15 protein-coding genes and 2 pseudogenes are annotated in these 18,878 nt (G+C 59.0%); 11 read left to right on the top strand and 6 right to left on the bottom strand.

The genetic code is table 11. The features are described from left to right. The 7 genes and pseudogenes from QN219_RS31150 to QN219_RS31120 form a co-directional block, all read left to right on the top strand. Nucleotides 1-1,057: thioesterase domain-containing protein (locus QN219_RS31150; RefSeq protein ID WP_284004301.1), on the top strand; the 1,057-nt coding region annotated here is incomplete at its 5' end. A 4-nt stretch (nt 1,058-1,061) separates the two neighbouring features. Next, nucleotides 1,062-2,558 (top strand): hypothetical protein, encoded by a 1,497-nt coding sequence (locus tag QN219_RS31145; protein WP_284004300.1) that lies wholly within the window; start codon nt 1,062-1,064, stop codon nt 2,556-2,558. A gap of 45 nt (nt 2,559-2,603) precedes the next feature. Further along, the gene (locus tag QN219_RS31140; RefSeq protein ID WP_405052295.1) at nt 2,604-3,353 is read left to right on the top strand and encodes a hypothetical protein; all 750 of its coding nucleotides are present in this window, start codon (nt 2,604-2,606) and stop codon (nt 3,351-3,353) included. Between the two features lie 256 nt (nt 3,354-3,609). Further along, a complete protein-coding gene (locus tag QN219_RS31135; RefSeq protein ID WP_284004299.1) occupies nt 3,610-3,951 on the top strand; it encodes a transposase in 342 nt (113 codons plus the stop codon). 200 nt (nt 3,952-4,151) lie between these two features. After that, nucleotides 4,152-4,781 (top strand): hypothetical protein, encoded by a 630-nt coding sequence (locus tag QN219_RS31130; RefSeq protein WP_284004298.1) that lies wholly within the window; start codon nt 4,152-4,154, stop codon nt 4,779-4,781. A 129-nt stretch (nt 4,782-4,910) separates the two neighbouring features. Next, nucleotides 4,911-5,790, top strand: a pseudogene (locus QN219_RS31125) (tyrosine-type recombinase/integrase). A 7-nt stretch (nt 5,791-5,797) separates the two neighbouring features. After that, nucleotides 5,798-6,985, top strand: a complete 1,188-nt coding sequence (locus tag QN219_RS31120; RefSeq protein ID WP_284004297.1) for an IS91 family transposase — start codon at nt 5,798-5,800, stop codon at nt 6,983-6,985. 483 nt (nt 6,986-7,468) lie between these two features. Here the strand turns inward: QN219_RS31120 and QN219_RS34375 are convergent, their stop codons facing one another. From QN219_RS34375 to QN219_RS31100, 5 genes and pseudogenes are all read right to left on the bottom strand, one after another. Continuing rightward, nucleotides 7,469-7,798 (bottom strand): transposase, encoded by a 330-nt coding sequence (locus QN219_RS34375; protein WP_405052294.1) that lies wholly within the window; start codon nt 7,796-7,798, stop codon nt 7,469-7,471. A 395-nt stretch (nt 7,799-8,193) separates the two neighbouring features. Continuing rightward, on the bottom strand, nt 8,194-8,412 hold the full coding sequence (locus QN219_RS31115; RefSeq protein ID WP_283980141.1) for a hypothetical protein: 219 nt from the start codon (nt 8,410-8,412) through the stop codon (nt 8,194-8,196). A 116-nt stretch (nt 8,413-8,528) separates the two neighbouring features. Then, complete coding sequence (locus QN219_RS31110) at nt 8,529-10,415, bottom strand: recombinase family protein (protein ID WP_284004296.1); 1,887 nt, start codon at nt 10,413-10,415, stop codon at nt 8,529-8,531. 519 nt (nt 10,416-10,934) lie between these two features. Continuing rightward, a pseudogene (locus QN219_RS31105) lies at nt 10,935-11,282 on the bottom strand (IS3 family transposase); the annotation flags it as partial. Between the two features lie 105 nt (nt 11,283-11,387). Beyond that, a complete protein-coding gene (locus tag QN219_RS31100; RefSeq protein WP_284004295.1) occupies nt 11,388-13,856 on the bottom strand; it encodes a bifunctional diguanylate cyclase/phosphodiesterase in 2,469 nt (822 codons plus the stop codon). Between the two features lie 323 nt (nt 13,857-14,179). Here QN219_RS31100 and QN219_RS31095 point away from each other — a divergent pair, with 323 nt between their 5' ends. The 3 genes from QN219_RS31095 (at nt 14,180) to panD (ending at nt 16,117) form a co-directional block, all read left to right on the top strand. Further along, nucleotides 14,180-14,623 (top strand): transposase, encoded by a 444-nt coding sequence (locus QN219_RS31095; RefSeq protein ID WP_284004294.1) that lies wholly within the window; start codon nt 14,180-14,182, stop codon nt 14,621-14,623. Nucleotides 14,624-14,848: 225 nt separating this feature from the next. Further along, complete coding sequence (locus QN219_RS31090) at nt 14,849-15,430, top strand: hypothetical protein (RefSeq protein ID WP_284004292.1); 582 nt, start codon at nt 14,849-14,851, stop codon at nt 15,428-15,430. 234 nt (nt 15,431-15,664) lie between these two features. Beyond that, nucleotides 15,665-16,117, top strand: a complete 453-nt coding sequence (gene panD, locus QN219_RS31085) for an aspartate 1-decarboxylase (RefSeq protein WP_284004291.1) — start codon at nt 15,665-15,667, stop codon at nt 16,115-16,117. A 609-nt stretch (nt 16,118-16,726) separates the two neighbouring features. On the opposite strand, the gene QN219_RS31080 is transcribed toward panD, so the two are convergent. Continuing rightward, on the bottom strand, nt 16,727-17,557 hold the full coding sequence (locus tag QN219_RS31080) for a DeoR/GlpR family DNA-binding transcription regulator (protein WP_284004290.1): 831 nt from the start codon (nt 17,555-17,557) through the stop codon (nt 16,727-16,729). A 313-nt stretch (nt 17,558-17,870) separates the two neighbouring features. On the opposite strand from QN219_RS31080, the gene QN219_RS31075 reads away from it, so the two are divergent. Continuing rightward, nucleotides 17,871-18,791, top strand: a complete 921-nt coding sequence (locus QN219_RS31075) for an ABC transporter permease (RefSeq protein ID WP_284004289.1) — start codon at nt 17,871-17,873, stop codon at nt 18,789-18,791. Nucleotides 18,792-18,878 lie beyond the last annotated feature (87 nt).

The following is an 18,878-nucleotide window of genomic DNA, read 5'->3' as shown; positions in this document are numbered from 1 at the left end:
GATCTGGACCGAGCTGCTCGGCGTCGAGCGGGTCGGCCGCCATGACAACTTCTTCGAGCTCGGCGGCCACTCGCTGCTCGCCGTCAGGCTACTGAGTCGAGCGCTAAACCTTGGGCTCACGTTTAGCGCCGCGGATCTCTTCCAAGCGCCTGTTCTGAAGGATCTTGCGACGAAAGTTGAATTGGATCACCTCCGTCACATACCTGGAGTCCTGCCCGTTCGCACGGCGGGATCTCGACCACCAGTATTCTTTGTCCCGACCGGTTACGGAGATTATTCATACGTTCTATCCCTGGCAAAGGATATGGAAATAGACTGCCCCGTGTATGCTCTGCCATGGCCATCGTTCAACGAAAATGACGCGCCGACGCTTGAGGTGATAGCTGCGCAGGTAGTTCTGGCTATGAAGAAAATCCAACCGCAAGGTCCGTACCGCCTTGCTGGATATTCCTCAGGGGCAATCCTGGCTTATGCCATTGCAGAGCACTTACTTAGCATCGATGAAGCTGTACCCTTCATGGCTTTCATCGATGTTAGCCTTCCTGCAAAACCACGAAGCAAGTCGGATGCCCAAGTGGCGTTAGAAATGATCTTTGAGCCGCTCGAGACACTAGATGATGAACGCTTCTACTTCTTGGAACGTATTGCCAGCGAATGCTCACTTATTGAATTGCTTCAGAAGGCACAGCAAATAGGTGCAATAAAGCAAGCACACGAACTCTACGATACGGCATCGATGTACGCGCGGTTTCACCGAGCGCTGCAGTCATATGACGTTCCTGTTTTGCCAGTCGAGATACATCAATTTTATGCCATCGAGGCTACGATGGGCCGACGCGTGCGAACCGAGGATCCGATGGGTACGGAAGACGAGTCACCTTTGCGCGGTTGGGACCGGGTCTTAGATGTCACTGCCATTCACGCCGTGCCGGTTCCCGGCGATCATGTGACCCTGATGAGCGATCGGAAAAACCGCCGGGTACTGGCCGTTTTTCTATCGACGGCCTTAGGAGCTGACGCCGAAGCATCCTTAGCAACAGCTAAGCGAGGGATTTAGCCTAATGACTAACCCACTTCGACACGACACTTATCTTCCATCCACCTATGAGCTGCTCGCCAAGGGAGGCGACGAGCGAATTGAGTTAGACCGAAGAGCAATGACCAATAAATACGGGTGCCGTACGATACCGGACAGCGGATTAATCGCATTTGGTTCTGCGACAGCATCCACGATCTCCGAAGCCGGTTTCAATGCTGCCGACGAGGTTAGGATCAGGCTATTGGAGGCCTTGCAAACTAGAGAACCGGCAGAAATTTACTTGGAGGAGATATCCAGATTGCGCAGCGAATTCGCTGATCTCTGCGGGCTGACAAACCTCCGAGGACTTGAAATGATCGTGTCCCCATCGGGCACTGACGCTCACATGGTTGCGGCGCGACTGGTGGACGAGAGCGCAAAGATTGGAACACTCGCAATTATGGTCCAATCGACCGAAACAGGAAGCGGGATTGCGGTGGCTTTGAAGGGAACGAAAATCAATCTCACTAAAACCATTGATGTTGAACTGATTGATATTCGCGCCACGGATAGTAGCCTGCGATCAATAGCCGTCATCGATGACGAACTTGAAGCGATGGTCACGACCGCTGTGGCGCGATACGACCGCATCTTGATAACATTGACCGATGTTTCCAAGACCGGAATACTCGCTCCATGTCCAAGACGAGCGCTGGATCTAAAGCGTCGTTGGCCTGACGTCATCGAAATTCTTGTCGATGCATCTCAATTCCGGCTGGCGCCATCCACGCTACAAAGTTACCTCACCGCAAATTGTTTTGTGGTCATCACCGGATCCAAGTTCGTAAACGGTCCCGCTTTTTCAGCAATGTTGTTGGTACCAGAGGCAGCAGCCTGTCGGTTGATGACGCAGTCCGTGAATCCCGCACTTGGTATTACCAGCCTCCAATCAGAATGGCCGCAGCATTGGAATGGTATTCGATCACTCCCCAATTCGAGTAACTTCGGATTGCTTCTGCGATGGGACGCTGCCCTCGCAGACCTGCGCGCTTTTCGTAACATTCCAGAGCAAGACGTCGAAACGGTCGTGCATGCTTTTCACGATGCGATCGTCTCCGCACTGGGCCATACTCAACAATTTGATCTCCTAGAACAACCATCTTTGCAGCGTCGGCCCTTCGCGGAAGGCACAACCTGGGATCAAGTCCAGACAATCTTCCCCTTTTTGCTATTCGATATTGATCGGAAAGGGAAACGAACTCCACTGTCCACTGAAAAGACCAAGAAAATCTATCATCAGATGAAAGTGGAAATCGGCCCAGGAGCAGGCAGAGCAGACCAACCGATATCCTCCTTTCGATGTGAACTGGGACAGCCGGTCTCGTGCGGTGAATTGCAAGGCACCAGCGTTGCGGCGTTGCGACTATCCCTCAGTGCGCGGTTAATCGTGAAGGCTGTTGAGGAAGGAGATCGCGGTGTCGCTTCCCTTATCGAACAAGGGCTTCTGGCGTTCGACAAAGCTGCTTTCCTTTCGAAATAACTAGCCGGTTCACAACAGCCTTGACCACCCATAAAGGAGTGCAACGTGAAGCTTGAGATTTTCTCATTGCGGGCGCGACCGGACCTCATCCCCGCAGTGTTTTCGAAGGATTTGAACGATGTATGGCCTGAGTTCATACGACACGACCCTACTACAAAGCTCTACTTCGGAAGCAATGTTTTCTCGGACTATCTGGACTACGCATTCGCCGCAATTGTCGATGATGAGGTCGTCGGACGGGCCTTCAGTGTTCCTTTTGCGTTCGGAATCCAAGGTCGCACCGAATTGCCCGACGGTGGGTGGGACCAGGTTATTCGCTGGGCTCATGAGGACAGGCTGATCGATCGAACGCCGACTACGATGAGCGCGCTCGAGGTCACTCTTGCTCCAAAGGCGCGAGGAATTGGGAATGCGCTGTCTATGCTCGGCGCCCTAAAGGAATGCGCAAGGAAAATGGGCTTCGTCGAATTATCGATCCCCGTCCGGCCGACCCAAAAGCACCTTTACCCGCAAATGCCTATGTCCGATTACATTAAATTACGACGGGAGGACGGCTCCCCATTTGACTCGTGGTTGCGAGCGCATTCCAACTCGGGAGGCAAAATAGACAAGGTTGCCTCCTATTCCATGACCATTGTCGGGACGGTCGCCGAATGGTCACAGTGGACAGAAGCAACGATTCAAGATTCGGGCATGATAAATGTCGAAGGGGCACTGGTTCCTGTGCTGATTTCAATGGAGCAAGACCTTGGAATTTATGTCGAACCAAATGTATGGGTCCGTCATTCTCTCTAATCGTTTGGTGATCGTAATCGATTCGTCTGTCCTTAATCGTCGCGCGCAAGAGGGGGCCGGTTCGGACTGTGCCGGAAGAGAACCTAACGGTGGTCTCCGTAGGCCAGAGATATTCGAGGATCGGTAGGTTTCGATGGTAAGCGGCAAGGGGACCCCGTCTGGCGTAGGGGGTTAGCGGTCGGATATCGATAGCGCACGTTGTGAGCCGAAGTGAGCTTCTATGTCTGCGCCTAGTTCTGGAACTAGAACCTTCCATATGATCGAAGCGGTCGCCGAGCGACTTGAGGGCGCTCCACGGCAATTGCGCCGGCGCTGGTCGGATGAGTTCAAGGCTCAGGCGGTGGCAGAGGCATTGGAGCCCGGCGCAAGCGTATCGGCGATCGCCCATCGGATCGGCATTCATCCCTCCCAGCTCTTCGCCTGGCGTCGTGACGCTCGGAACGATGCCTCCCCGCAGCATTCGGCTGGCGAAGTGGCGACGGCGCGCGCGGCTGCCCCGGTGATCGAGGTTGTCCTTGGCGACATTGTCGTGCGCGCCGGCGCAGATGTCGAGGAGGCGCACTTGCAGCGGGTAATCCGGGCGGTCCGTTCGGCATGATCCCCTCCGGCGTGAAGGTGTTCCTCGCCAGTCATCCGGTCGACTTCCGCAACTATGCGGCGACCATGATTATGCGAAGTTGTCATTGCCGATCTATGGATTATGTCGTCTTCACAAATGTTTAGATAGATCGAGCGCGCGCGATCGCTCCACATAACTATGCTCCCTCACGATGGGTTCACGTTGTGAGGAGAGCAAAGATGGATGCCAATAATCGTAATCACTGGTTCCTCGATCCAGGACCGTTGTCGTCATGGATCTATCAGTTCGCGGCCGACCTTGCCGCTCAGAGATATACGCCGCTGACCATTGAGGGCTACACGGCCTCGGCTCGTCATTTCGCGACTTGGCTTGGTAGCGCAGGTATCTCAATCGACGTCATCGATGACGATGTCGTTCGTCGCTTTGCCGAACATCGGTGTCGATGTCCTGGTGGGCGGCAGTGGCTGCGCATCTCACCAAAATATTCGCGCCGCGCCGGGAGGTTCGTTGTTTTCCTGCAAAGGACAGGTGTCGCGCGTCCACCCTTGAAGGTCGCGTCGCCATATCCCCTGCTTGACGACTATCAGAGCTGGTTGCGCGTCCACCGGGGACTGTCGGAACGAACGATCGCCCGTCACCTTCGCCACCTGCAAAAGCTTTTACCAGAGCTCGGCACGGCGACCCTCGACTATGATGCAGCCCGGATCCGTAATGTTGTCCGCGAGTGGCGCGAGCGAACCGGGCCGGCCGAAAAACTCGAGATGCTCGACGCTTTGGCGCCGCTCGGCATCAAGCCAGGCAAATTTTGCCCGCCGGATAAACTAATCGCGATGCTTGCCACACGATAGTGCATTGTTGGACTAACCCGCTGCGCTACGCCGGAGCGGGAAGGAGGTCAGGTATTCAGTAGGAGCCCCAACTGCGAGAGGATGAGACGGCTGTTCAGCAGCCTATTCCATCAGACAGAGGAGCTCGTCGTGACCCCACTTCGCCAGCGCATGAGCGAGGACATGCAGAGGTGCGCAATTTTTCGCTCAATACCCAGCTCTCATATCTGCGGCAGGTCTCGCTGTTTGCACGATACTTCGGCAAAGCGCCGGACTTGCTCGGCCGCGAGGATATTCGAACCTATCAGGTCTATCTGGCCAACGAGAAGAAGCTGGCGCCTAACTCAATCCATATCGCCATTTCGGCGCTGCGCTTTTTCTTCAGCGTCACGCTCGAGAGGGACTGGCTGCCTGCAGAGGTCTTGCCGCTTCCCAAGAAGCCGCAGAAGCTGCCGGTCATCCTCAGTCCGGATGAAGTACAGCACTTTCTCGGCTGCGTGGCCGATCTCAAACACCATGCCATCCTGACGACGTGCTATGCCGCCGGCCTGCGCATCTCGGAAGCGGTGCAGCTGAAGCCCACGGATATCGACAGCCGGAGAATGGTCGTCCGTGTCGAGCAGGGCAAAGGCCAGAAGGACCGCTATGTGATGCTGTCGCCCAAGCTCCTGGAGATCCTGCGCAACTATTGGAGGATGCGGCGGCCAGAGGCGTGGCTCTTCCCTGGCGATCGCACCGGCCATCCGATCAGCCGGATGCAGTTGGGCAAGCCTGCGCAAAAGCGCACGATCTTTCCGGCTTGTCCAAACCGGTGACACCGCACAGCTTGAGGCACGCCTTCGCCGTTCATCTCCTCGAGGCCGGCGCCGACGTGCGCACCATCCAGTTGCTGCTCGGTCACCGCAGCCTCGCAACCACCGCCCATTACCTGCGCATCGCCACCAACAAGGTCTGCGCCACCTCGAGCCCTTTCGAGCTGCTGCCACATCCAGCGCCCACCCCGCCGCCTACCAAGCCTGAGTATTTCTGAGCTCCCGATGGTCCGTTCGGGGCCGGAAGTGGCGGACATCTTCCGTCGCTACGGTGAGGCCTATCGTGCCCAGCACACATCGCTGTCGACCGCTCCGCGCCGTGTCATGACGGCGATCGAATTGTGCCGCACCGCCGCGCACGTCGAAGCGTGCGATCAATGCGGCCACCGGCGCATCGCCTTCAACAGCTGCCGCGACAGGCATTGTCCCCGCTGCCAATCGCTGGCCCGGGCGCAATGGCTGGAGGATCGTCGCGCCGAGCTGCTCGACACCCAGTACTTTCACGTCGTCTTCACGCTGCCGGAGGCCATTGCCGCCATCGCCTACCAGAACAAGGCGCTCGTCTACGGACTGCTGTTCCGCGCCACCGCCGAGACGCTGCGCACCATCGCCGCCGATCCCAAACATCTCGGCGCCGAGATCGGCTTCTTCGCCGTTCTGCACACCTGGGGGCAAAATCTGCTGCACCATCCCCATCTGCACTGCGTCGTCCCGGGGGGCGGGTTTTCGCCGGACGGCACGCGATGGATCGCCTGCAAGCCGGGCTTCTTCCTGCCGGTCCGCGTGCTCTCACGCCTGTTCCGCCGCTTGTTCCTGCCGCTCCTGGAGAAGGCCTTCGACGCGGGCAAGCTGCAGTTCTTCTCCGACTTGCAGGCCTTGAGCGACCGCAACGCTTTCCGGCGCTATCTGGCGCCGCTGCGAAAGACCGACTGGGTGGTCTACGCCAAGCCGCCCTTCGCCGGACCCGAACAGGTGCTCGATTACGTCGGCCGCTACACGCATCGTGTCGCCATATCCAACAACCGCCTCGTCAACATCGAGGATGGCGTGGTGCGCTTCCGCTGGAAGGATTATCGCCACGGCGATCGGCAAAAGGTCATGACCGTCTCCGCCGACGAATTCATCCGCCGCTTTCTGCTGCACCTCCTGCCCGAGGGCTTCCATCGGATCCGCTATTACGGTTTCCTCGGCAATCGCTACCGTGAACAAAAGCTTGCCCATTGCCGCGACCTGCTCGGCATGCCGGTACCCGCGCCATCACCGAGCCAGGCTCCGAAGGACTACCGCGACCGCTACGAGGAACTTACCGGCTGTTCCCTCAGGCAATGCCCGGCCTGTCGTCAAGGCCAGATGATCACCATCGAGACCTTCGACGGCGTCAGCGGACCGCCGCGATGCTGGGACACGTCATGAAAGAAGCGCGCCGCCTTCATCGTCACCATCGCACCGTTCCACCGGAAACCGGTCGGTCCCGAGTAGGTGCGTGCCGTCGCGCCCGCCCGCCCCACCCGGCAGGCGACAGCGGTCGTCGTTACCCTTTTCGACTCTGGAATCGGCGTTGCTTTCGCCCACCGCGTTCCCGCAACCGCTGCGTCAACACCGCCCCATGATGCCCCTTCCCGGGAGGGGGCAGATTCAATCCCCATAGAACCTGGTCGCGCCCGCGGCTCAGTCCAACACGTTTTTAGCGCACCGTCGCTGTCAAGCTCGATGCGCTCCTCAACGTCGATACCCGCGACGCCACGCTAAAAACGCTCTGCATTATGCGGAGTCGATGGATGTTGAAAAGCCCGACAATGCGCCATCAGCGTCTCCGGCTCCGCATAATCATGGTCGCCGCATAGTTGCGGAAGTCGACAGGATGACTGGCGAGGAACACCTTCACGCCGGAGGGGATCATGCCGATCGCACCGCTCGGATCACCCGCTGCAAGTGCGCCTCGTCGACGTCCGCGCCGGCGCGCACGACAATGTCGCCAATGACGACCTCGACAACGCGTTCCTTAATTGCCGCAGATTTCGGCTGCTGTTCTTTCGCCAGAGCAGAGCTTTGCTCACCATCTCCACTAAGCTCCCGTCGCCATCGAAAGAGCTGCGAAGGCAGAATACCGATCCGTCGAGCAACCGCCGAAATGTTCGCTCCCGGCCTGGACGCCTCCTCGACCGACCAAAAACGCCGCAACTGACGAGGTGAACCCTCAAGGCGTTCCGGCACAGCCTCAATCATATGGATCGTTCTAGGGCTAGCTATAGGCGCAGACATAGATGCTCACACTCGGTGAAATCGTCTCTCCGCCATACCTTACCCAACCCCGATGCTGCTAGACGGGGTCTCCTTGTCGCTTACGGTGATCGGGCTGCTCGTTGCCTGACGATCCACGATCCGCGTTCAGGCGTCCGCAAACAATCAGAGGATAAGACGCGCGCACCGCCAGTTCCAGCGACGAGGGCCCGAAATCTTCCGTAGTGCCCGACGCGATGGCTTCGCGGACTTCCGAGAGGCCGCCTGGATCAACTGATCGTTGGTCCTTCCTGTTGCCTGCCACTTTGCCCGATGCGTGGACTTGCCAAAGGCATGACGAAGATAGCGCCTGATCTGATCGACCTTGGCGGGTTCATCCGCTAGGCCCTAAGGATCAACGCCGTCGCCAGCTCATTCATCAGCTTTGGCGTAATCCGGTTGCGGGTCGACTGGCTCGTAACGGCGACCCGGATTGCCTCATCAACGCGATCGTCGTCGATCGTGAAGAGATGGACAATCTGTGCGGCACGGAGCACCTGATCCGTCGGCAGATGCGCGCGCCGCTTCGGATCGCGTGCACGATCCCGCAAAATAGTCACGCTGCGTCGACGAGATCAGATCGCGACGGTACAGCTCATCGGGAGCTCGGCTTCACCTGCCTGCTGACCTCACACAACCCTGCTGTGGTTGAACGGCTCTGCGGCAGAGTTCAGCTCTATGCAAATGGCGTGATTGTCAGGGACACCGTGAGCGAGTCCGCTGCAAGGCGATCAATCGGTGGCTGAAATCGCAGGCGCTTGCGCCGCCCAATTTCCGAACAGTTAGAAGAAAGCCGCCATGTAAACGAGCGTCTGTTGGCCAAGAACCAAATATCGCGATTCGTTACATCGGCAGGATCAAATCCCGCCCCCGCAACCAACGATCCCTGCGATCCACAAAAGCCCCCTCCGCGGGGCTTTTTGCGTTTCTGCACGCCATCATCCGCGGATCTACGAAGCAACCCTTCGAGGACTTCCGCCTCGGCAAGGAACGCCGGATCCTTCTTGCCCGATGCGAACTTCAGGATCGCCGCTAGGTCGCCACGCAGCACGATTGCCAGTTCTTCGCCATTGGGCACCAGTTCGATCCTTTCGACGAGCGTGCGCAGCATCTGCGCGGCACGCCCTTGCGTTTCCTCGTTGCCAAGCTGATCATGAAGGGCTGCGATCTCCTCGTGGTAATACTTGGCAAGGTTCGGGTGAAGGAGGGGAGGCGGCGCCTCCGTCGTCTCGAGCATCAACGACAGCTCCTTCTTCCGCTTCTCGAGACCCACCATCTTCTCGTTGATCCGTTCTGCGGCGCCGCCTTTCAGAATGAGATCCAGAAGTGTGTCGAGCTCGCGGTCAATGCGTTTGATCTCTGTTGAAGCTGAATCGAGCGATGCACGTGCTTCCATCCGGGCCTTGTTCACTTCCCGTGTGAATTCCTCGGAGAACTCCTCGAAGAGCTCCGGTTCCATCAGATGCTTATCAAGCCCGTTCAGGATGCTCGCCTCGAGCGTATCGCGGCGGATGTTGAGCCGGTTGTCGCAGGTTCCTTTGGTGCGAGCATTGGTGCAGCCGAGCATCTCCTTGGATATCATCGAATAGCCGCCACCGCAGCAGCCGCATTTGACGAGGCCGGTGAACAGATGCTTCGGGCGCCGGCGGTCATTCAGAAGAAGATTGTCGCCCGGCTTCGTTCCTGGTTCCATGGCCAGTTGGGCTTGCCGCGCTTTCACCGCGTCCCATAAGTTTTGGTCGACGACACGGAGCTCCGGCACATCCTGGACGACCCAGTCGCTTTCCGGATTGAGCCGCGACACGCGCTTGCCTGTATCCGGGTTCTTGAGGTAGCGAAGGCGGTTCCAGATGAGCTTGCCGATATAGAGTTCATTGTTGAGAATGCCGGTTCCGCGCTTGGGGTTGCCATGGATGGTCGACGGTCCCCATTCGCTACCCTGGGGACCGGGTACGCCCTCGCTGTTCAACACCATCGCAATTGTGCGCGACGACTTGCCGGCAAGGTAGTCCACGAAAATCCGGCGGACGATATTGGCCTCGGCTTCGTTGATCGTGCGCTCGCCGCGACTGGCTTCGCCGGAAGAGTCGAACTGGCGGACGACGTCGTAGCCGTAGCAGAGGCCACCACCCGATTTACCGTCCTCAACCCGTCCGCGCAGGCCCCGGCGCGTCTTGTCGGCGAGGTCTTTCAGATAGAGCGCGCCCATCGTGCCCTTGAGGCCGATATGCAGTTCGGTGACTTCACCCTCCGAGAGGGTGACGATGCCGACGCCGGCAAAGCGCATGCGTTTATAAAAGCCGGCAATGTCCTCCTGGTCGCGTGACAAACGGTCCAGCGACTCCGTCAGGACAAGGTCGAACCTGCGCTTGAGGCCGTCGGCGATCAGATCCTGCACACCAGGCCTAAGCAGCGATGCTCCGGAAATCGCGCGGTCGGAATAGCTGTCGACCACCGTCCAGCCCTCGCGCTCGGCGCGGGCGCGGCAAACACGCAGCTGATCCTCGATCGAGGCGTCGCGTTGATTGTCGGAGGAGTAGCGGGCGTAGAGCGCGACCTTCATGCGGCGGTCTCCCTAGTCTGGGAGACGATCGCGGGACGCGCTCTCCCGTTCGGCTTCGACAAATTTGCGGGCGGCTTGTCGAGCGAGAAGCCGCACGAAATCGCGAAGGCGGGGATCCGGTTTCGACGGATCGTAAACCGGCATGGTCGCGGAGGGTTGAAGAACCACCCGAACCTGCTTTGCGGCCATGCCCTTCTGTCTTGCCACAACGCCATCCTTGCCGACGAACGGGCCAATCCGTTCCGGGCAAAGACTGGGCTCGATGCCCTGATCTGTGAATGCGAATTCCCGGGCATCATGGTGAACTCCGGCGCAAAACGCTGATTTGCCTGCATCCCGCGCGCATTCGGGCGCAGTTCATGCGGCGGAAACAGGGGCTCGAAGCGCAACCATAGCGGAAAATTGCGACGGGCGAATCCCCCAAAGTCGATTTTTCGTTCACATATTTCCTCAGAAACCACAAATGGGCGACTCGCCAGGGCAAGGTGAATAGCCCCGAGTTTCGTAGACACCCTCGGGTTAGATTTTCTGCTGGTTCTCGAACTCGACGGGTGACAGCATCCCGTTCCTGACGTGTTTGCGTTTCGGTTTGTAGAACATTTCGATGTAGTCGAACACGTCCTTGCGAGCTTCATCACGTGAACGGTAGACCCTGCGACGTATCCGCTCTCGCTTCAGAAGATTGAAGAAGCTCTCGGCCACCGCATTGTCATGGCAGTTGCCGCGTCGGCTCATCGAGTGAACCAGATTGTGGTGCCTGAGGAACGAGGCCCAGTCCATGCTGGTGAACTGCGAGCCCTGATCCGAGTGGATCAGCACTTTGTCATTGGGTTTGCGTCGCCAGACCGCCATGAGCAGAGCCTGCAATCCTCTTCCGCGGACGGGAAAGCGCGCCGCCGCTTTGCTAAAGACGCCACGCTCCGGGCCGGGATGCAGCACGTTGAAAAAATTCGATGACTCAGTAATCAGATGTCAGGTGCGCGCCTCAATCACCTCCAAGATCTGCCCAGCGGGCATGGGGCGTGCAAACAGGTAGCCTTGCGCCTCATCGAATCCCTCAGCTTTGACGGCTTCGAGCTGTGCCTCCGTCTCCACCCCTTCGACGGTCGTTGTGATTGCCAGCGTGCGACCAATTCCGGCGACCGCTCGGATAATCGCCAAGGATTCCCTGCCTGCCGGCAGATCGGAAATGAAGCTGCGATCGACCTTGATCTTGTCGAAACGGAAGCTCCTGAGATAACTGAGCGACGAAAAGCCAGTCCCGAAATCGTCCATCGCCAGCTTGACGCCAAGCTCTCGCATCGCCTGAAGCAGACGTAGGTTGTTGTCGCTCTCGTCGAGCAACACGGACTCGGTCACTTCAAGTTGCAGTCGTGAGGGGGCCAATCCGGTTTCGCCGACGATGTCGCGAACGTCTGCAGCGAGCCGCCGGTTCCTGAATTGCAGGGGAGACAGGTTCACCGCCACGCTGACATGCGGCGGCCACTTCGCTGCCTCCATGCAGGCCTGGCGGAGAATCCAGTCGCCGAGCGGAGCGATCAGTCCGGTTTCCTCGGCGACGGGAATGAATTCGGCTGGGGATACAGGGCCTCTTTCCGGATGCGTCCATCGCACGAGCGCCTCACAGGTGGTGATGCGGCCGGTATGGAGGTTGACCAGCGGCTGGTAGTGGACTTCCAGCTCGCCATTGACAAGGGCGCGCCGAAGGGAAACCTTCATCTGCTCTCTTGTCTGGAGATGAGCGTCCATGCCCGGCTGATACTCCACGTAGGTGCCGCGTCCGCCGGCTTTGGCTTGATCAAGCGCTATGTCGGCAGCCTGGATAAGCCCGTCCACCGATTGGTCACCTATCGGGGCAGTCGCAAGCCCGACAATCACTCCAGGATCCACCTGCGTTCCCACTAGCTCATACGGCAGTTCAGCGGCATCGATAAGCTGCTGCGCCAGGTTATGCGCTTCGTCACTGCTGTTGATGCCGGTGCGCCAGACGACGAATTCGTCGCCGCCCAGTCGGCAGAGCATGTCGGATTGCTTGACACAATTGCGCAGCCGCTCAGCCACCCGACGCAGCAGCAGGTCGCCGGTGGCTCGACCATAGGCGTCGTTGACCGCCTTAAGGCCATTCAGAACAACACAGAGAATCGCGACTTTCGTGCTCGGCGCGATCTTATCCGAAGTGCGTTCGAACTCCTCGCGGAGGAACTGACGATTCGGCAATCCGGTCAGCGCATCGTGTCGCGCCATGTGATGCATTTGCTTCTGCGCCAGAAAGCGTTCTTGTTCCGCGTTGCGAAGCTCGGTGATGTCCAGCGCTATGCCAACATAGCCGAGAAACCCGCCGTCCGAGGTAAAGCGTGGCTGTCCAATATCAATGACTGAGGCCAAGCTGCCGTCGGTGCGGCGAAGACGGTATTCTACCCGGACGGGTTCTCGGAGGCGCGACGCCGCGTCAAATCCGCATTCGACCTTTTGACGGTCGTCCGGGTGAATGGCCTTGGCCCATCCGAAACCGCGGGCCTCTTCGGCCGTCTGCCCGGTCATTTCGAGCCATAGACGGCTGTGGTAAGTGGCCGCACCGCTTGCATCAGTCACCCATATCATCACCGGCGCATCGTCGGCGATAGCCCTGAACCGCGACTCGCTCTCCTTGACGGCCTCCAACGCTCTGCGGCGATCATCGACATTTTCGACGATCCCGTACCATCGAACGATCGTACCGTCTTCCGTCTTTCGTGCGGCAGCACGACTGCGGAACCAACGATAGCATCCCTCTGCGGTCGCCAGGCGGAACTCGACGTCTAGCGGCTCCCCCGTTGAGAGCGATCTCGACCACAGCCGCTGCAACTCATCGAGGTCATCGGGGTGTATCGCTCCCGCTCTCTTCAGCGCATCGGCGGCTTCGAAGCCGGTGATGTCTTTCCACCGCGGACCGACCTCGAGAACCTCTCCGGACGGATTTGCCGTCCACGGGACCTGAGGATGCAGCTCGATCAATGACCGATAATGCTCTTCGCTGATGCGGAGCTCCATCTCTGCCTTGCGACAGGCAGTCACGTCCAGGATTGTTGCGACGACCAGCCTCTCCTTCGCGCCGCCGCTTTCGAGTTCAGCTCGGCGTTTCTGGGTCGCAAGGTTCCTGACCGCTCCATCTGGTAGGGTGATGTCTTCCTCGAAAGTAAGCTCAGCGCCCGTTCTGAGCACATGCTTGTCGATCTCGCGAATACGATCCGCCTCTGCTGCCGATAGAATATCGTAATCCGTGCGGCCAATCAGATCGCTGCGCGCTCTGCCGACAAGGGCACACGCGGCACTGTTCAGGAAGCGGAAGCGAGAAAGCTCGTCCTTGATGATGATCGGCTGGGGGACGGCGTCGAGAATAACCTCGAGCTCGCGATCAAACCCGGTGAATTGCTCCGGCGACTTGAGACGCGTTTTTTCCATGCGCTTCGAACGACCCATTTTTGAAGAAATGCTGGCGACGGCGGCTCTGTGGAATTCGGAGCGGAACTCAGCCGTCCCTAAAGCGAAAGCGCGCATCCGCGCCCTGTCAACACTCTGCGGTAGCAATCGTGAACAAGATATGAAGCGAGTGTGCCCTTTGGGAACAACGCCCTGACAAGCCCCCAGAACCCAAGCTCCATCACCGCCAGTCTCGCGCCGGGCACTTGACGATCAACCCCTGCGAAAAGTCGGAGTTTGACGATCCTTTTGACTCTGGTGTTCACTGGACTGAGAAAGACGCCCATTAACGGGGAGAATATAGGATGGCGGACGAGAGTAATGCTGGACCGGTGACTGCGGATCCAGAGGCGGTCACAGAGGTGAAAGTACCAACAGCCAAGAAGCCGAAATCGCCACGGCGTCAGAAGGCGGCTGCTGAACCAGCTCCCTCAAAAGCGGCGAAACCCAGGCGGTATAGCGAGCAAGAAAGAAACGAGAAGCTCAAGCTGATCGAGACGCAAGTCAACGAAGGCAAAAGCACACTCAAGGACGCCATCAAGAGCGCCGGCATATCGGAGCAAACCTACTATCAGTGGAAACGCACGGCAAAGCCCGTCGAGCAACAGGCCGAGGGGTCTGTTCCGACCGGCGACGAGCTGGCAGATCTTGTCCAGCTCGAAGCGGAAAACCAGAGGCTCCGCAAGCTTCTGGCGGAAAAGCTGCGCGCGGAAAATGCCGAACTGCGCAAGAGGCTCGGCCTAGATTGAGGCACGGATTGTGCCGGGGCCAGTGTTAATCGCGAGCTCGCCTCACGGTCCGTCCTCTGAGCGGCATCACGTGAGTGCTCCCCCTCCGAACGAAGGCGCTTCGCCATGAAGTTGGCACCTCGCGCGAGTAGTTGCAGCGCGCCGGGAGGAACTGTATTTACCGCGAGCAGAACGTAGTTGCGCCGATCGGCGTCGTCTTTTCAGGTTGCTTGGGATCGAGAGTGGATGAGAACACCAGAGCGGAGATTCGTTGTTGAATTCAAGTCGGGGCGACGACAGCCAAAGGCGCGGGCGAACTCAATCTGGGGAGACACAGACTTCAAGACTTTGGCCCGCGAAGTGGAAGAGAAGGTGCCGCATCTGTTCACTTCAAATGAGGCACCTGGAGTACCTGGCTCAGCCGAAACCGCGCCGGCCGATCCGACAAAAGCAGGTTCTGCCAGCGAGCACACCGACGATGTCGACATTGCACGAGGAGCGACACCGTTGCCCGACGGGGTTGAGGCTGAAATGCCGAAGCAGCATGAGGTCGAAGGTCCGGCTGCGATCGAAATTGCTGCGCAAGTTGAGGACAGCCAGCCAATATCGCAGCCTCGGACAACATCAACAGGGACTCCTAGAAAGCGCACCAAACGTGCCCCTGCCCGGGCGAACGCGCAAACCGGGGCTGTCAAGGACTCGATCTCGCTTGACGAGCTTGACGCGCTCGACGCAGACAACAAGCGGCTGAAGAGGCTGTTGGCTGAACAGCTTTTTGTCCAGAATGCGCGGCTCAAGAAGATGCTCGCGCGATTCGACATCTCCTAGCGGGACCGCATCATCGAAAAGCCAACGCGTTGCGGCGAGGAAAGCCCCGCCGACGGTCTGGGAGTGCCAGCGCGTTCACTCGCTTGGCAGCCTTGAAGGATGCTCCCGCATCGTCCGTACGCTTGGCGCAATTGGTTCGCTCCGGTTCGCGAGTCAATCTTTATGCCGATTGAACCCTTCCAGTCCGGCGAGCTTTTCGCTAATGAAGCGGCGATTAAATTTCGGTGAGAGACAATGAGAAAGCTGGTCGCAGGCAAACTGCATGGCATCTACGTGACCGAGGCAAACCTCAACTATCATGGGTCAATCACGCTGGACCCGGACCATTGCGAGGAAGCCGGCATTCTGCCGATGGAGTTTGTCGAGATCTGGAACAAGAATTCCGGCGCTCGGATCTCGACCTACGTCATCCTTGGTGAACGCGGCTCAAGGTGCTGCATCCTCAACGGCGCCGCGGCGCGCACCTGCCAGCCCGGTGACCAGATCATCATCTGCAACTCCGTCTATCTCGACGAAAGCCGGATCATCTCGCTAAAGCCGAAGGTGCTCACGTTCGACGAGAGCAATCACATTCGCGACAGGCTGAGCTACTCGGTCAGCGTTGGTCCGGACGGCAGATACACGTTCGACATCCTTGATCAGGCAAATTCTGCCCTACCCATTCCACTGATGGTTTCTGGGGCATAGCAAGCTTACGGCGCGCGAAACCTGCTTGTTCTGAAGGGACTTGCAGCCCCAATCACGTCGGCCGCAGGGACGAACGTGTCGCGAACCCCCATCGTTCGATGAGCGCGACCATGGTGGCGAAGATTGCGGCACCGGCCCTCGAACGAAAGTGCCAGAGACCGCCTGATCTATGGGGCTACCGGAGGAGCCCGCTTTCGACGCAATCGCTCCTGTTCAAGCGATGTTGTGCCGAAGCAGGGTCGGCTCTTGTTTGGAGCAGCACCCCTTCCATCCGAGCACATAGCAGGGCGGTCGGCTCGCGTGTCGGCACAGCGAATTCCCCAAGTATTCCAATCCGTCCTGCTCGGCCTGCTCGTCGCCGATGCTCGCCGGCATTTGCCCATCCGGGCGCAGCCCACGCGGCGGAACAGGCAAGCTCGGGTAATCATGAAAATTGCAGCGGATGAATCCCACAGTCGATCTACTGAGTCCCGACGTGGAATTTTCTCTCCTGATAGTGGCAGTCTCCTGAACTATTCTGTTCTTGACCGCATGCAGCGCCTCTGCTGTTTGCCTCGGGGAGCTGCCGTGTCCAAGAAACTCGAATTTGGAGCTCTTCCGCGCATGTTGTCACCACAGGGCGCGGACGCCGGCTCCTTCGAATGCGTCCCGAAATTCCGCGGCCGGAGCGACATCGGTGACGATCATCTCCACAGTGTTCAGCGGAAACGAGGCATAGCTGGCCGATCTGCCGAATTTGGTGTGGTCGGCGACAATCACGTATCGCTGTGAGCGTTGGGCGAGCGCCTGGTGCAGGTGGGCTTCGGGCTCTTCGTACTCCAGAAAACCGAGACCGGGATCAATGGCGTTGGTGCCGGTGACAACCAGGTCGAACCGTCGTCTGCTGACCGCGTACAGGGTGTCGTATCCGGCCAGAAGTTCGTTGTCCGCGACAAGCCGTCCACCGGTCAGGACCACGTCGTGCTGTCCGGTTGCGGCAAGTGCGGAGGCGACGTCGATGGCATTGGTGACGAAACGCATTCTTGGCGCCCTGGCGAGCTTGCGCGCCAAGGGAAGCGTCGTCGACCCTCCTCCGACGAATACGAGCTGGTCTTCCCGAAGATCCAGATGATCCATGCAGATCTGCGCGATGCGCTCCTTTTCTTCCCGTAGCGATTCAATCCGGGTGGAATAGGGGAGCTCTTCATTGGGGCGCAGCAGCACCGCGCCGCCGTGCACGCGTTTGAGCTTGCCGGTTTCCTCGAGCATCCTCAGATCGCGCCGGATCGTCTCCACCGAGACCTGCAGCTCGCTGGAAAGAGTGGCGACCTGGAGCTCCTGGCGAGCGCTAAGCAGGTCGAGGATCTGACGATGCCGGCTTGCCGCGAGAAGCGTTCCCGCTTCAGCCATGCTGGCTGATGGCGCCGGTTCCGTAGCGAAGTTCCGCGACAGGTTGCTCATTGGCTTCTCCCTAAAACGGCACAGGTGCCGCGTGCTTCATTGTTCAATTGTATGACCGTTTATGCCCGAGTTCGTCAAGTGGAACCACTCACTTCTTGGTGCTTCCGGTGAATGGTCAGTGTCAGTGTCAAAAAACGGTAACATAACCACGTTATCGAGCAGAAACGGTCAAGGATGAGGAATGGCTCATGAAGAGAGTTCGGCATGCAAGTGCAATGGGGGTGGCGCCAAAGAGCACGTTGGCGGAGATCCCGCTCCGTTGTGCGATCGCCGTCGAATGTCAGCACAAACGGACATGCGGGCAGAAGCGGTCATGATGTTCGTACTGCACCGCGCCCTGCGAGCCGCACTCACGCTCTGGATCGTCGTCACGGTCGGATTCGTCGCCACGCGTCTAAGCGGCGATCCGACCTACCATATCCTGCCGCCCGACACGCCGGAGGCCCAGCGGCAAGTGCTGCGTGAGCGGCTGGGTCTCGACCGCCCGGTAATGGCGCAATATGGCGACTATCTCGCCGGGCTGGCGCAGGGCGACTTCGGACGAAGCTTCTTCAGCGGCCGGCCCGTCGCCGAAATGTATCTCGAACGCCTGCCGGCGACGATCAACCTTACGCTTCCGGCGCTGCTGCTTTCTGTCCTGATTGGATTGCCGCTCGGCACGATCGCGGCCGTCAGGCTGAACAGTCCCATCGATCGCGGGCTGATGACGCTCAGTTTCATCGGCCAGGCGGTACCGAACTTCGTGGTCGGGATCGTGCTCATCCTGGTCTTCAGCCTGTCGCTGCGGCTGGTGCCGAGCGGCGGAACCGGAACTTGGGCGCACTATGTCATGCCGGTGCTGACGCTCGGCGTTTCCAGTATCGCCAGCATCTCAAGGCTGACGCGCAGCAGCCTCCTCGACGTGCTCGGCCAGGACTATATCCGCTTCGTGCGTGCCAAGGGCTTGCCGCCGGCCAAGGTGATCGTCAAGCACGCGCTGCGCAATGCGATGCTGCCGGTGCTCACCGTCGTCGGATTGCAGATCGGCACGCTGATCGGCGGCGCCGTGGTGGTCGAGGTGGTGTTCGCCTGGCCGGGCGCCGGTCGCCTGCTGGTCGCGGCGGTGATGCAACGCGACTTCCCCATGCTGCAGTTCGGTGTTCTGGCGGTGGCGGCGACGGTGATCCTCGCCAACGCGCTCGTCGATATCGGCTGCGGTCTGATCGATCCAAGAATCCGTGCGAGGGCGTCATGAGCATTGAGAACAATCTTGCCTCCGGAGAGACCCGCACGATGGCTCCGGCCGAGAACGCCCAGTGGCGTCTGATCCGGGAGCGTTTCA

Origin of the sequence: Sinorhizobium sp. 8-89 (assembly GCF_030124325.1) — a bacterium.
GTDB lineage: Bacteria > Pseudomonadota > Alphaproteobacteria > Rhizobiales > Rhizobiaceae > Sinorhizobium.
The sequence above is the reverse complement of the archived record's forward strand: the minus strand, read 5'-3'. Positions and strand labels throughout refer to the sequence as shown.

Bases quoted from the DNA above. Each gene is read 5' to 3' on its own strand.
- QN219_RS31100 (WP_284004295.1), bottom strand. From the start codon at position 13,856: ATGGAAAAAACGCGTCTCAAGTCGCCGGAGCAATTCACCGGGTTTGAT.
- QN219_RS31130 (WP_284004298.1), top strand. From the start codon at position 4,152: ATGGATGCCAATAATCGTAATCACTGGTTCCTCGATCCAGGACCGTTG.
- QN219_RS31080 (WP_284004290.1), bottom strand. From the start codon at position 17,557: ATGAGCAACCTGTCGCGGAACTTCGCTACGGAACCGGCGCCATCAGCC.
- QN219_RS31075 (WP_284004289.1), top strand. From the start codon at position 17,871: ATGATGTTCGTACTGCACCGCGCCCTGCGAGCCGCACTCACGCTCTGG.
- QN219_RS34375 (WP_405052294.1), bottom strand. From the start codon at position 7,798: ATGATTGAGGCTGTGCCGGAACGCCTTGAGGGTTCACCTCGTCAGTTG.
- QN219_RS31110 (WP_284004296.1), bottom strand. From the start codon at position 10,415: ATGAAGGTCGCGCTCTACGCCCGCTACTCCTCCGACAATCAACGCGAC.
- QN219_RS31145 (WP_284004300.1), top strand. From the start codon at position 1,062: ATGACTAACCCACTTCGACACGACACTTATCTTCCATCCACCTATGAG.
- QN219_RS31090 (WP_284004292.1), top strand. From the start codon at position 14,849: ATGAGAACACCAGAGCGGAGATTCGTTGTTGAATTCAAGTCGGGGCGA.
- QN219_RS31135 (WP_284004299.1), top strand. From the start codon at position 3,610: ATGATCGAAGCGGTCGCCGAGCGACTTGAGGGCGCTCCACGGCAATTG.
- panD (WP_284004291.1), top strand. From the start codon at position 15,665: ATGAGAAAGCTGGTCGCAGGCAAACTGCATGGCATCTACGTGACCGAG.
- QN219_RS31120 (WP_284004297.1), top strand. From the start codon at position 5,798: ATGGTCCGTTCGGGGCCGGAAGTGGCGGACATCTTCCGTCGCTACGGT.
- QN219_RS31095 (WP_284004294.1), top strand. From the start codon at position 14,180: ATGGCGGACGAGAGTAATGCTGGACCGGTGACTGCGGATCCAGAGGCG.